Annotated in this window: 10 protein-coding genes; 5 read left to right on the top strand and 5 right to left on the bottom strand. The window is 40.3% G+C overall.

What is annotated here, in order from left to right:
- Positions 1–73 precede the first annotated feature (73 nt).
- From C3F22_RS10605 to C3F22_RS10595, 3 genes are all read right to left on the bottom strand, one after another.
- A complete protein-coding gene (locus C3F22_RS10605; RefSeq protein ID WP_104426528.1) occupies positions 74–1,651 on the bottom strand; it encodes an aldehyde dehydrogenase (NADP(+)) in 1,578 nt (525 codons plus the stop codon).
- A 21-nt stretch (positions 1,652–1,672) separates the two neighbouring features.
- Positions 1,673–3,460, bottom strand: coding sequence for an IlvD/Edd family dehydratase (locus tag C3F22_RS10600; protein WP_104426527.1), 1,788 nt, complete (start codon positions 3,458–3,460; stop codon positions 1,673–1,675).
- Between the two features lie 128 nt (positions 3,461–3,588).
- Positions 3,589–4,764, bottom strand: a complete 1,176-nt coding sequence (locus C3F22_RS10595) for a fumarylacetoacetate hydrolase family protein (protein WP_104426526.1) — start codon at positions 4,762–4,764, stop codon at positions 3,589–3,591.
- Between the two features lie 111 nt (positions 4,765–4,875).
- Here C3F22_RS10595 and C3F22_RS10590 point away from each other — a divergent pair, with 111 nt between their 5' ends.
- A complete protein-coding gene (locus C3F22_RS10590) occupies positions 4,876–5,805 on the top strand; it encodes a LysR family transcriptional regulator (protein ID WP_004782551.1) in 930 nt (309 codons plus the stop codon).
- A 54-nt stretch (positions 5,806–5,859) separates the two neighbouring features.
- On the opposite strand, the gene C3F22_RS10585 is transcribed toward C3F22_RS10590, so the two are convergent.
- Positions 5,860–6,738, bottom strand: a complete 879-nt coding sequence (locus C3F22_RS10585) for an SMP-30/gluconolactonase/LRE family protein (RefSeq protein ID WP_104426525.1) — start codon at positions 6,736–6,738, stop codon at positions 5,860–5,862.
- 351 nt (positions 6,739–7,089) lie between these two features.
- Here C3F22_RS10585 and denD point away from each other — a divergent pair, with 351 nt between their 5' ends.
- The 4 genes from denD to C3F22_RS10565 all read left to right on the top strand — a co-directional run bounded on the left by denD (position 7,090) and on the right by C3F22_RS10565 (position 11,983).
- Positions 7,090–8,082 carry a D-erythronate dehydrogenase gene (gene denD / locus C3F22_RS10580; protein ID WP_104426524.1) on the top strand — a complete coding sequence of 331 codons (993 nt, stop codon included), beginning with the start codon at positions 7,090–7,092 and terminating at the stop codon, positions 8,080–8,082.
- Between the two features lie 14 nt (positions 8,083–8,096).
- The gene (locus C3F22_RS10575; protein ID WP_104426523.1) at positions 8,097–9,470 is read left to right on the top strand and encodes an MFS transporter; all 1,374 of its coding nucleotides are present in this window, start codon (positions 8,097–8,099) and stop codon (positions 9,468–9,470) included.
- A gap of 3 nt (positions 9,471–9,473) precedes the next feature.
- Complete coding sequence (locus C3F22_RS10570) at positions 9,474–10,352, top strand: NAD(P)-dependent oxidoreductase (protein WP_104426522.1); 879 nt, start codon at positions 9,474–9,476, stop codon at positions 10,350–10,352.
- 311 nt (positions 10,353–10,663) lie between these two features.
- The gene (locus tag C3F22_RS10565) at positions 10,664–11,983 is read left to right on the top strand and encodes an MFS transporter (RefSeq protein ID WP_104426521.1); all 1,320 of its coding nucleotides are present in this window, start codon (positions 10,664–10,666) and stop codon (positions 11,981–11,983) included.
- Between the two features lie 133 nt (positions 11,984–12,116).
- Here the strand turns inward: C3F22_RS10565 and C3F22_RS10560 are convergent, their stop codons facing one another.
- Positions 12,117–13,067: an NAD(P)-dependent oxidoreductase gene (locus C3F22_RS10560; RefSeq protein ID WP_004782540.1), complete on the bottom strand. Its 951-nt coding sequence runs from the start codon at positions 13,065–13,067 to the stop codon at positions 12,117–12,119.
- Between the last annotated feature and the right edge of the window lie 11 nt (positions 13,068–13,078).

The raw sequence follows: 13,078 nt of genomic DNA, 5'->3' as shown, positions 1-13,078 counted from the left end.
TCTATCGTTTTTGAAAGCGGGCAACTCACTGAGATGAATAAAGCTCCCCGCATTCTTGTTCTTGTCGTCTCTTTTAAATTCTGTTTTGAGTCATTTCCCCATTGACGAGTCTCAGCAGGTTCAGTGGATTCTCATCTCTTAATGCTTCAGGCAACAGACTTTGCGGATAGTTCTGGTAGCAGACCGGACGTAGATAACGGTCAATTGCCAACGTTCCCACAGAAGTACCACGTGCGTCTGAAGTAGCCGGATAAGGTCCGCCATGTACCATGGCATCACAGACTTCTACACCGGTTGGATAGCCATTCAACAATAAGCGGCCTGCCTTTTCTTCCAATACCGGTACTACATCGGCAAACTCCACCAGATCCGATTCATCCGCAATCAGTGAAGCTGTTAACTGTCCATTCATGCTGCTTAAAGCCTGTAGTAACTGGGCTTTGTCTTCTACTTCAATCACAATCGTAGTGGGTCCAAAGATTTCTTCTTGCAGAAGTTGATCACCAGCAAGCAGCAGTTCAACCTCTGCTTTGAAGAGTTGCGGTAATGCCTGCTCCCCTTGTTGCTCCTGACCGGCCAGGTGCTGAATGCCGGAATGCTCGGATAAATGCGATAAGCCAGAAACATAGCTGTTTAATGTCCCTGCATTGAGCATGGTTTGAGCCGGCTTGTTTGCCATGATTTCACTGAGCTGTTCAATGAGCCGTGTATATTCAGGTGATTTAATTCCCAGGATCAATCCTGGATTGGTACAGAATTGGCCACAACCCAGTACTACTGAATCTGCCAGCTCCTGGGCAATCTGATCACCACGGTTTTTTAAAGCTTCAGGCAGCATCAGCATCGGGTTGATACTGCTCATTTCAGCAAAGACCGGAATCGGCTGTGGACGTGCTGCTGCCATATCGCATAGTGCACGGCCACCTTTGAGGGAACCGGTAAAACCGACGGCCTGAATTAATGGATGTTTCACCAGTAAGGCACCGACAGCATTACCATAGATCATGTTAAATACCCCTTTGGGCATGCCTGTTTTCTCAACGGCACGTTCAATGGCCTGAGCCACATAGTCTGCAGTGGCCATATGCCCGCTATGGGCTTTGACCACCACAGAACAACCTGCTGCCAATGCAGAAGCGGTATCACCACCGGCGGTCGAGAATGCTAAAGGGAAGTTACTTGCCCCAAAAACGGCAACTGGCCCTACACCGATTTTAATCTGACGTAAGTCTGGTCGTGGTAAAGGTTGACGGTCTGGTAGTGCGGTATCAATTCGTGCACCCAGGAAATCACCGCGACGTAATACTTTCGCGAACAGGCGCATTTGCCCGCTGGTACGGCCGCGTTCACCTTGCAGACGAGCAATAGGTAAAGCCGTTTCTTGAGAAATCGTATTGAGGAAGTCTTCACCCAAAGCATCGAGTTCATCTGCGATGGATTCTAAGAATAGAGCCCGCTGTTCAGGGGAAGTATGTCGGTAGGTTTTAAAGGCTGTATGGGCTGCTTCCACGGCCTGGTTGACTTCCTGTTCAGTGGCCTGAAAGAAGTCAAAAGTCAGGGCTTCACCGGTGCTGGCATTCAGGCTTTTCAGGACTTTATCACCTGCAGCGCTACGGGTGCCAGCTATAAAGTTGTGGCCGATATTATTCATCTAATTAGTCCTAGATTCGATTTAATGAGAATGTCGGGGCAAGTTTTTGTCATTAATGACACGCATATATAAGGTTGCTGGTTCCAGGCATCCGCCTGTAGAAAGTTGGCCTACTAACTTGCGATACATTTCTTGCCATGGTGTTTGAGATGCAGGGTAGTCAGGTTTCCATTGTTGACGGCGGCGTTCTAATTCCTCATCTGAAACGAGTACATTGACAGAACGCTTATTTAAATCAATTCTTAAAAGGTCATTGGTCTTAAGCAATGCAATCCCACCACCAACTGCTGCTTCAGGTGACATATTTAAAATAGAAGGGCTAGCTGAAGTCCCACTCTGACGACCATCCCCTAAGCAAGGGAGAGAGTCGATGCCTTTTTTGATCAACTCTGTAGGCGGTGCCATGTTCACGACTTCAGCACTGCCCGGATAACCGACCGTACCTGCACCACGAATAACTAAGATGCAGTTTTCATCGATGTTGAGTTCCGGATCATTAATTCGTGCGTGATAATCTTCTGGCCCTTCAAAGACAATAGCTCGTGCTTCAAAACTGTTTTCATCCTGTGGATTAGACAAATAGGTTTTTCTGAATGCCTCTCCCACAACAGACATTTTCATAATGGCACTGTCAAAGAAATTACCACTTAATACAATAAAGCCAGCACCATGCTTAAGTGGCTCTTGATATGGATAAATTACATCGGCATTTGAAGTTCTAGACCGCTTGGCAATTTCACCTATAGTCTTGCCGCTTACTGTTGCACAATCTTCATGAATGACACCAGCCTGTTGCAGTTCATGTAATACGGAAGGAACACCCCCAGCTCTGTGAAAGCCTTCACCCAGATATTTACCTGCAGGCATACAATTAACAATCAGGGGGATCGATTCGCCTACACGCTGCCAATCATCTAGAGTCAGTTCAATCCCCATATGGCGCGCAATAGCAATCAAATGAGGTGGGCAATTACTTGAGGCACCTAAAGCAGATGCAACAGCAATTGCATTCTCAAAGGATTTTTTGGTCATGATTTTTGATGGTCTTAAATCCTCTAGAACCATCTCACAGATGCGTTTTCCAGTCGCATAAGCCATTTGACCACGCTCACGATAAGGAGCAGGAATGCTGGCACACGTCGGTAAAGACATACCTAAAGCTTCAGCTAAGGCATTCATGGAAAGTGCAGTACCCATGGTATTGCAGTGACCCACTGATGGTGAGGCTGAAGTGGTCATTTCCATAAATCCTTCATAATCAATTTCACCAGAAGCCAATAAATTTCGTGCATGCCAGATCACTGTACCTGATCCGATTAAATTACCTTTATAGTGGCCATCCAGCATAGGTCCACCTGAGAGCACAATAGCGGGTAAATCAGTAGTAGCTGCTGCCATGAGACAGGCAGGTGTAGTTTTGTCGCAACCTGTGGTCAGAACTACCCCATCAAGCGGGTAGCCATGGAGAATTTCTACCAAGCCTAAATAGGCTAAATTGCGGTCAAGTGCGGCAGTAGGACGACGTGATTGTTCAGCAATTGGATGAACCGGAAATTCCATAGGAATACCACCCGCATCACGAATACCTGCTTTAACGCGTTCTGCTAATTCTTTGTGGTGACGGTTACAAGGAGTTAAATCACTGCCGGTCTGTGCAATACCAATAATTGGTCGGCCAGACTGGAGCTCATCGCGTGTCAAACCATAATTCATATATCGTTCAACATACAAAGCTGTCATATCTGCATGTTCTGGATCATCAAACCATTCCTGGCTACGTAAAAAAATCCGTTTACTTTGATCATTCATTTCCAGATCCTTACTTTAATATTATGCAAATAAGCAATATAGGAGGAGTTATTTGTTAGAAGAGTAGAGACCAACCCTAAAACTAATAATTCAGGAATACCATTCAACCTAGGGATAATCACTGACAACTAAAGTAACTCACGCTGTTTTAAATTTTGAATCAATGAGTTGATACCAAAATTCCAAGGTAATGCTCGGTCGCTGGTCGTTACAGTATTGTAAAGAGTACCTAGTTTAGGTGTATGAATCCGTACGACATCATCAACTTTATGGGTAAAGCCCGCTCCAGGCTTTTCTCGATCTTGGGTAGGAGCAAATAAAGTTCCTAAAAATAGTACAAATCCATCTGGATACTGATGATTTTCATTTAAAGTCTGTTGAATTAAATCTTCTGGATCACGACTAATTTGAGACATAGAGCTCAAACCGTTCAATATAAAATTATCTGTGCCTGCGATTTTGAGCTCTACTTCACATGAGCGGATATCATCTAAGCTAAATGTCTGATCAAATAAGCGGATAAAAGGACCAATTGCACATGAGGCATTGTTATCTTTAGCTTTGCTCAGTAAAAGGGCACTGCGTCCTTCAAAATCACGCAGATTGACATCATTACCTAAAGTTGCCCCTAAAATTTGACCTTGGCTATTTGCGACCAGAACTACTTCAGGTTCAGGATTATTCCATTCAGATTTTGGATGAATACCAATATTTTGACCTGTACCTACGGCAGCCAAAACAGGAGCTTTGGTAAATATTTCTGCATCAATGCCAATCCCAACTTCAAGATATTGGGACCACATATTCTGTTCAATTAAGTATTTTTTTAATTCCAGTGCTTTTACGGAACCCGGCTGTATAGATTTAAGACTGTCTCCAATTACGCTCTGTACGATTTCCCGAATATGTTGTGCTTTATCCGCATCTCCTGCAGCCTGTTCTTCAATTACTCGTTCCAGCATACTGGCAGCAAAAGTTACTCCAGCCGCTTTAATCACTTGCAGGTCAATGGGTGCTAAAAAATAAGCTTTACTTGGATCTGGCTCAGGCAAAGTATTTGCGAAAATTTCATCAATATTGCCAATTAATTGGCCTTCGATTTTAGCAAGAGCCGAAATAGGAGAATCAGCTTCTAGTAATTCAGAGATCGTATTGAAATGATTAGATATATCAAAAACCTGATTACCTCTCAGAATAACTGGTGATGGCCCAGCAATTTTATGCGGTACCCATGCCCGTCCAATTAAGCACCCTTGTGTGCCATCCATTGGCAATGAATTAGCTGAATTTAATGTAAATTTCATGTAAAGCAACTCTATTTATAATTGAAATCATCATAAAATTCCTTTCTAATAAACACCAATGGTAATAATTTAATAATTAATAACCTGTAGTTATTGGGAAAGGACTTCTGAATGGCAGACTTAAATTATTCAAGTTTTAATAATTGGTTTAAATATAGGCATTTGGTTCTATTAGAGACTTTAGCAAGAACTAAAAATATGCATTTAGCAGCTGAACAAATGAATTTAAGCCAGCCTGCGATAAGTAAGATGTTAAAAGAAATTGAAAGCATTTTAGGTTTTACTATTTTTGAACGCTTACCTAGAAGTATGCCGGTTACTGCATTAGGGCAGCACGTTATTCGTTACGCACAGCGTGTACTGAACGATGCCAAACATTTTGTTGAAGATATTGAAATGCTCAGGTTAGGTGGTCATGGATTTCTCAAAGTAGGTGGGATTTTTGCAGCAACAGCTTCTGTAATTCCAAATTCTGTGATTGAGATTAAAAAGAAATGGCCCTTACTTTCTATTGATGTTGTTGAACAGACTAGTGATCATTTGATGGAAATGCTCAGTGAACATACATTGGATTTAGCAGTAGGCCGATTCACCCAAGCAACCCAACAGCAGTTTTTCGATTTCAAACCCTTAGGACCAGAACCTTTCTGTATTGTAGTCAATCATGAGCATCCCTATGCCCAAAAGAAGTTTTGTCAATTAAACGAACTGCTAGATTGGCCTTGGGTTGTTTACCCTAAAGGCACACCGATTCGGAAACGTATGGAAGCGGCATTTATGCGCGCAAATGTTAAAGTTCCCTTGAATACGGTCAATACCATGTCTATGCAAACCTTTTTGCAGATTATACAAACTGCTCCCATGGTGGCTATGCTGCCTGAAGCAATGGTCACTCAACAGGTTGAAGAGGGGAAGCTTTGCATTTTAGAAACTGAATTAATCCTGGATGCTCAGGATTATGGAATTCTCACAAGAAAAGATGAACCAGTTTCAGAAATTGCGCAGACTTTTATAAAAATTTTATTAGAGAATACTAAATAGAATTAAATAAAATAGCACTTAGCTGGGTGAATCAGCTAAGTGCTTTAATAGCATTTAACCTTTGAAATATGTTTCGGCGACACCTTGGATACCTAATCCATAAATTGCAAATACACTGCCGCGCAACTGATTGTCTCCGGGAAAACGTGGTAAAGGAGGCTGAGACATAGAGGTAACAAATAGCACGTCTAAATTTTTTCCTCCAAAAGCCAGACTGGTCACTTTTTTAACTGGCATTTTAATAATTCGATCTATAGTGCCATCAGGTGCATAACGTACTAATTGGCCTGAATATACTTTTGCACTCCAGACATAACCTTCACTATCTACAGTTGATCCATCTGCTGAACCACCATCTTGCGTATCGATTTTGCTAAAAATCTGTTTATTGGTTAAAGCGGTATCTGAACTGGCATAATCATATGACCAGATTTCACCTTGCCAGGTATCAGTAAAATAGAACTTATCGCCTTTAGGGTTCCAGCATATTCCATTTGAAGTATTGATATTTTCTTCAAGTTTCTGAACCGTCATATCTGTATTTAAACGATATAAAGAGGCAGTTTTATCTTCCTCCATACGGTTCATTGATCCAAAAACGAAACGGCCTTGTCGATCTACACCTCCATCGTTTAAACGATTAAAAGGCATATCTGGTTCAGGATGATAAATAAAATCTAAATCGCCAGTATCAAAATCTAGACTATGCAGCCCATTTTCTAAGGCAACAATTGCTCCATTATGATTTTCTCGTAGTGCATAAGATCCAATCTTTTGAAGGGTTTCCCAAGCTTTCAGGTCTTTACCTTGTTCATCACAGGAAAATAATCGACCATCAAATATATCTACCCAGAATAATCGTTGACGAACAGGATCCCATGTCGGCACTTCACCTAAACGTGTCTTAACATCAACAAATACTTTAATTTCCATTTACATTATCCTGAAAGATTATCTCTATTTTATAGGCATTCAATTTATTGAAAAATCATATAGTTTCTAAGTAAATTATAATTTATTTAAAAAAATAACTAATGATTAAATATCAATCTTTGATAAACAGAAGTTATTAATACTAAAGTAGCCATATTTTGAAATAAAAAATAATAAGAATTAGGTATATAAGTCTTTTGCCAAAAACTTATATCGAATAACTTTTCAATATCGATATTAAAAAGTTATCAATATTGAGGAATAATTCATTGGTAATTATTAATCATCCTACTTAATTTGATGAATACACGATTTGAGTCGTCTAATTCAAAAATTAGGGAAGGATTACCTATGAATATACTCATTACTGGTGGTACGGGCTTTATTGGAAAACAGATAGCTAGAAAAATCTTGGAATTAGGTACTATCACACTAGATGGACAAGCTGCTCAATCAGTAGAAAAAATCATATTATTTGATGCTTTTACAGGAGAGGACATTCCTGAACACCCGAAAATTCAAGTCGTGATTGGTGATATTACTGACAAAGAACAAGTATCTAAAATTACCAAAAATGTAGATGTCATTTGGCATCTGGCTGCAGTAGTCAGTTCAGCGGCAGAAGCTGATTTTGACTTAGGTATGGAAGTCAATTTATACGGTTTGTTGACCTTGCTTGAATCAGTAAGACAACACGGATCCAAACCCCGATTTATTTTTGCCAGCGGTTGTGCTGTATTTGGAGGTGCCCTGCCAGAAGTAGTCACAGATGACACTGTTGTCACGCCTAAATCATCCTATGGCATGCAAAAGGCGGTAGGCGAATTACTTGTTTCAGATTATTCACGTAAAGGCTTTATTGATGGACGAGTATTACGTCTACCAACAATTGTTGTTCGTCCCGGTAAACCCAATAAAGCTGCTTCAACATTTTTTAGTTCAATTATCCGTGAACCGCTTAAAGGTGAAACTGCGATTTGTCCTGTTCAGGCGGATACGCCAGTTTTTATTACCTCTCCGCGTCGTTGTGTTGACTCAATGATTCATGCAGCAGTCATTTCTCCCGACCGGTTATCCGATCAGCGCATTATTCCATTACCCGGTTTAACGGTTACTGTTCAGCAAATGCTGGCAGCTCTAGAAAAAGTTGCAGGAAAATCTGCAGTAGATCTTGTGAAATGGCAAGAAGATAAAACGATCCAACGCATTGTGCAAAGTTGGCCAGTAAAGGTTAAAGCTGAATACGCTGAATCACTTGGGTTCAAAGCTGATAAGAATTTTGAAAGCATCATCCAGGCACATATTGAAGATACCCAAGAATTAATAGCTGAGATAGCTAATTAAAGTGAGACAGTATTATGGAAGATATTCAAGCTAAATCTGCTCTGGAAGAGCAAACCATTAAACGTATTTCAAAAAGAATTATTCCTTTTCTTATTATTCTATTTGTAATGGCATTTTTAGATAGAACAAATATCGGCTTTGCCGCCTTGCATATGAATGATGCAATTGGAATCACTCAAACTATCTTCGGTTTAGGCGCTGGAATTTTTTTCCTTGGTTATTTTATTGCAGAAGTTCCAAGTAATGTACTTCTGCATCGTTTCGGTGCCAGAATCTGGATCGCACGTATCATGATTACATGGGGAATCATTGCTGCTTTAATGGGCCTGATTCAGAATGGAACCCAGTTTATCGTTCTTCGTTTTTTACTTGGTATTGCTGAAGCTGGCTTTTTTCCAGGCGTAATTTTCTATCTTACTTTATGGTTTCCAGCACGATATCGTGCGCGTGTATTTGCTACATTTTATTTAGGGTTGCCGATAGCCCAGATTGTTGGTGCACCTATTTCAGTTGGACTCATGCAATGGGGTGATACTATCGGTTATGAAGGCTGGCGCATGATGTATGTGCTTGAGGGTATTCCATCCATCATTCTAGGTATCATTTGCCTTAAATACTTAACCAATACACCCAAAGAAGCTCAATGGCTCACTGCTGATCAACGTCAATGGTTAATGAATACATTAGAAAAAGAAGAGCGTGAAAAAACTGAACATGCAGATGCCCATTTAAGTAAATCAACCATTATCAAACAAGTCTTTAAAAATCCATTGGTATGGGTTATGGCAATTGTTTATTTTGGGATTACGTCTGGATCGAATGCAATGTTCTTCTTCTTGCCAAGTGTGCTGGAGTCATTCCGGAATACGTTTGGGATGGAAATCAGCTTAATTCAGAATGGTCTTTTAACTGCAATTCCTTATGCATTTGCTGCTGTAGGCATGATTTTATGGAGCCGTCGCTCGGATCGTAAACAGGAGCGACATAAGCATGGTGCATGTGCAGCACTTATGGCAGCGAGTGCTATTGCAATCGCATTACTTGTGAACCAGCCATGGGCTATTATCGTCGGATTTATTTTCCTGGCAATTGGAGTATTTAGTGCAATCAATATTTTCTGGACGCTCCCAGGCCAAACATTAACAGGCGTAGGTGCTGCTGCTGGTATTGGACTAATTAACTCTGTAGGTAATTTAAGTGGATTTACAGGTCCATATTTAACTGGCTATCTATATACCACTACGGGTACTTATACCATTGCATTTCTAGTTATCGCTGGGTTTGTTGCTATTGGTGGGATCGGATTACTGGTGCTTGCCCATTTAAATGGCAAGCAGGTAGCAAAAGAGAAATTAAACCTCAAAGCCCAACCCAATCAAGGAGTATAAAACATGGCAAGGATTGGATTCGTGGGAACCGGTATTATGGGCACACCTATGGTTATGAATTTAATCAAAGGTGGTCACCAGGTTCAGGTTTGGAACAGAACCTTCTCTAAATTGAAAGGATTAGAAGAGGTAGGTGCAAAAGCCTGTCATCAGCTATCGGAAGTAGGTAAAGATGTTGATCTTCTGGTTGTAATGCTGAGTGATGGAAAAACCTGTGATGAAGTTCTGTTCCAGCAAGATGGAGCAGTCTCTGAATTAAAGAAAAATAGTATTGTGATTGTCATGAGTTCAATCCCGGTAAAAACTGCAAAACATCAGAATGAACGATGTTTATCTTTAGGATTAAGGTATCTGGATGCTCCGGTTTCAGGCGGAGAAAAAGGTGCAAAAGATGCAACTCTTGCCATTATGGTGGGGGGCGAAGAAGATACTTTTACTGAAGCCCAAGCAGTTCTCAATTGTATGGGTAGAGCAGTTCTGGTGGGCGCTGCCGGATGTGGAGAGCTAGCTAAACTGGTTAACCAGATGATTGTTGCGAGTACGATTGCCACTGTTGCAGAAGGACTGCTTTTCGCTCAGCAAGGAGGAGCAGATCCACAGAAAGTCAAACAAGCATTGACTGGGGGATTTGCTGATTCTCCTATTTTGCAACAGCATGGTGAACGTATATTAAGGCAAAACTTTAAACCGGGAGGGGCTGCGACAACGCAGTTAAAAGATACTCATACCGCTATAAATTATGCGCAGGAATTAAACCTAAAGTTGCCAGTAGCAGAATTGGTAAATCAGCTCTTTTCAGATATGGTCCATAATGGCGATGGAGGATTAGACCATTCAGGATTAATTCGTGAAATAAAAAGGCTTAATAATATAGAGATATAGTTATACTTTTATAATATCTAAAACTGGCTCTTAAATAGCCAGTTTTTTATTTTAAATTTCTTTATTTTAACTATAAAAAATATATTTCATATTTTATATCTATTTCTAAATCATTGGTTTGATAAAAAATAATAATAGTGATAGTGCAGGGTTATCACGTACTGGGAAAATGTAATTGGAAATTAAAAATCTATAGAACTATATTTTTCTATATTTTATTTAATAGAGGGACTTTCTAATAAATAAAATTATTCAGAATAAAAATGGATGGAATTAACCATATTTAAATGGTTAATAAATAGGGAAATAGAATGAGTTTAAAAAAAGTTCATCGGCATTCATGGGTATCGCTTGTAGTCTGTTGGCTAATCTGGTTGGTGATTGCCTATGACCGTGAATTGATTTTTCGTGCAGCTAATATGATTTGTGAAGAGTTCTCTCTTACACCCACAGAGTGGGGCTATACCATCGCCGCCATTACTGTGTCCCTAGCCTTACTCAGTATTCCGGTAAGTGCCTATTGTGATTTAAAAGCACCGGGCTGGAAACGTGCTATGTTCCAGTGGCCTTTGATTGTCGGATTTACTTTTCTGTCCTTACTTTCTGGCATCATGTCATTTAGTAATACTTTCTATAAGTTTGTTCTCTTACGGATTCTGGTATCTATTGGTTGTGGTGTAGCTGAACCAATTGGGGTGAGTAATACTGCAGAATGGTGGCCTAAAGAGCACCGAGGTTTTGCAATCGGTGCCCATCATGCCGGTTATCCCGTTGGCGCAATGCTGAGTGGGGTAGTGATGGCGTCAATTATTTATTATTTCGGTCCTGAAAACTGGCGTTATGCATTTTATCTCGGCATCATGATCTCAGTGCCAGTATTAACATTCTGGGCTATTTACTCAAACAAGAAACGCTATGATGAATTTCATGATGCATGTATAGATCAAGGTTTTACTCCCCCTACAGAAAATCCATGTTTAGAAACTAAAGCTAAAAATCCAACTCAAGTGAAGAAGGGTGCTTTAAAAAAGACATTAAAGTCACGCGGTATTTTATTTACTGCTGGTAGTACATTGATTACTCATGTGGTTTATTTGGGCTTCCTGACTATTTTCCCAGCCTATCTCTACAATATTGTAGGAATGGATCTCGCCAAAGCTGCAGGTTTAAGTGCTGTATTTACGATTACAGGGATTATGGGGCAAATTTTCTGGCCATCTTTGTCCGATAAAATCGGGCGTCGTAAAACCCTCATTCTTTGTGGTATCTGGATGGCCGTTGGTATCGCCAGTTTCTGTTTAACCCAAGGAGTGGTTTCCGTCATTATTATTCAATTAATTTTTGGTTTTTCTGCTAATGCAATCTGGCCAATTTATTACGCTACGGCATCAGATTATGCGGAGCAGGATGCTATGGGGACGGCTAATAGTATTATTACTGTTGCACTGTATGTAGGTGGGGCTATTGCACCGATTCTGATGGGTTCATTGCTGACAAGTTTTGGTGGTTGGCATAATGCAACCGGTTATACCTTGTGCTTCATCTTAATGTCAGTCTGTGCACTGATTGGTGTGTTGCTGCAAGTTATCTTAGGTTATTTGGATAAGAAAGATCATTTAAAACCTGTTTAATTATTATAAATTTCAACTACGGAATATAAGAAAATTAAAGAAGAGATATATCATTAATGATATTTAGAGGGCTGTTCATTGGGATGAACAGCCTTTTTTGAAGAATAATTTATTTTCTTGACTAATCTTTGAACTAAACTAGATTCTGATCATGACCTAGAATATTCTGGTTTACATTATTCTCTAAAATAGAAAACAGTCGCTCTTGGGCTTCATCCGTGGCCCAAGCAATGTGCGCTGTGATCATAACATTTGGATGCTTGAGTTTTAACAAAGGATGATCTGCTGCAGGAGGTTCCTGATCCAGTACATCCGCGCCAAAACCTGCAATTTGTTGATTCGTTAATGCTTCTGCCACATCTTCACTATAAATCAAACCGCCACGGCCTACATTAATCAAGATACTGTCTTTTTTCATTTGACTGAGCACAGTACGATCAATCATATATCGTGTTTCGTCATTCAATTCACAGTGCAAGGACAGCACATCAGCAAGCTGTATTGCCTGTGAAAATGGAACATATCCTTCACGACAGGTCGTGGCATGCTTACGCTCACTAAAGATAACCTTCATTCCAAATGCTTGTGCTTTTTCTGCAAGCGACTGACCGATTTCGCCCTTACCTACAATGACCAGATTTTTATTTTTGAGTTCACGGATGGGCGCTGCAAGATAGAAAGATACTGGACTATTTGACCAGGTCCCATCTCGAACAGCCTTAACTTGGGAGTCGAAATTTTTGATCAGGTTCATCATCAGGACAAATGCATGTTCAGCCACTGCATCGCCAGCATAACCACGAATATTGCAGATTTTGATATTTCTAGACTTTAATAAATCGACATCTACATGATCGTAACCTGTGGAACAAAGTGCCAGTAATTTTAAGTTCGGATTATTGTTCAGAATCTGTTCATCAACTTTCAGGTCACTGATGATGAGCACATCCTGATCATGGATCTGATCATAAAACTGTTGCTGACTTAACTGCTCATATTCAGTGTATTCAACAGGGAAATTAAATTGAAATGCTTTATTCAGTAATACGCCTTTTTCAACACAGGTAACTTTTACGGTATTCATAAATCTTTAAT

The sequence above is a fragment of the Acinetobacter sp. ACNIH1 genome (assembly GCF_002934695.1).
GTDB lineage: Bacteria > Pseudomonadota > Gammaproteobacteria > Pseudomonadales > Moraxellaceae > Acinetobacter > Acinetobacter variabilis.
This window is presented reverse-complemented; position numbering and strand designations above follow the sequence as displayed.

Excerpts from the sequence above, each read along its gene's own strand:
- C3F22_RS10600 (WP_104426527.1), bottom strand. The coding sequence starts at position 3,460 with ATGAATGATCAAAGTAAACGGATTTTTTTACGTAGCCAGGAATGGTTT.
- C3F22_RS10575 (WP_104426523.1), top strand. The coding sequence starts at position 8,097 with ATGGAAGATATTCAAGCTAAATCTGCTCTGGAAGAGCAAACCATTAAA.
- C3F22_RS10585 (WP_104426525.1), bottom strand. The coding sequence starts at position 6,738 with ATGGAAATTAAAGTATTTGTTGATGTTAAGACACGTTTAGGTGAAGTG.
- C3F22_RS10560 (WP_004782540.1), bottom strand. The coding sequence starts at position 13,067 with ATGAATACCGTAAAAGTTACCTGTGTTGAAAAAGGCGTATTACTGAAT.
- C3F22_RS10565 (WP_104426521.1), top strand. The coding sequence starts at position 10,664 with ATGAGTTTAAAAAAAGTTCATCGGCATTCATGGGTATCGCTTGTAGTC.
- denD (WP_104426524.1), top strand. The coding sequence starts at position 7,090 with ATGAATATACTCATTACTGGTGGTACGGGCTTTATTGGAAAACAGATA.
- C3F22_RS10605 (WP_104426528.1), bottom strand. The coding sequence starts at position 1,651 with ATGAATAATATCGGCCACAACTTTATAGCTGGCACCCGTAGCGCTGCA.
- C3F22_RS10590 (WP_004782551.1), top strand. The coding sequence starts at position 4,876 with ATGGCAGACTTAAATTATTCAAGTTTTAATAATTGGTTTAAATATAGG.
- C3F22_RS10595 (WP_104426526.1), bottom strand. The coding sequence starts at position 4,764 with ATGAAATTTACATTAAATTCAGCTAATTCATTGCCAATGGATGGCACA.
- C3F22_RS10570 (WP_104426522.1), top strand. The coding sequence starts at position 9,474 with ATGGCAAGGATTGGATTCGTGGGAACCGGTATTATGGGCACACCTATG.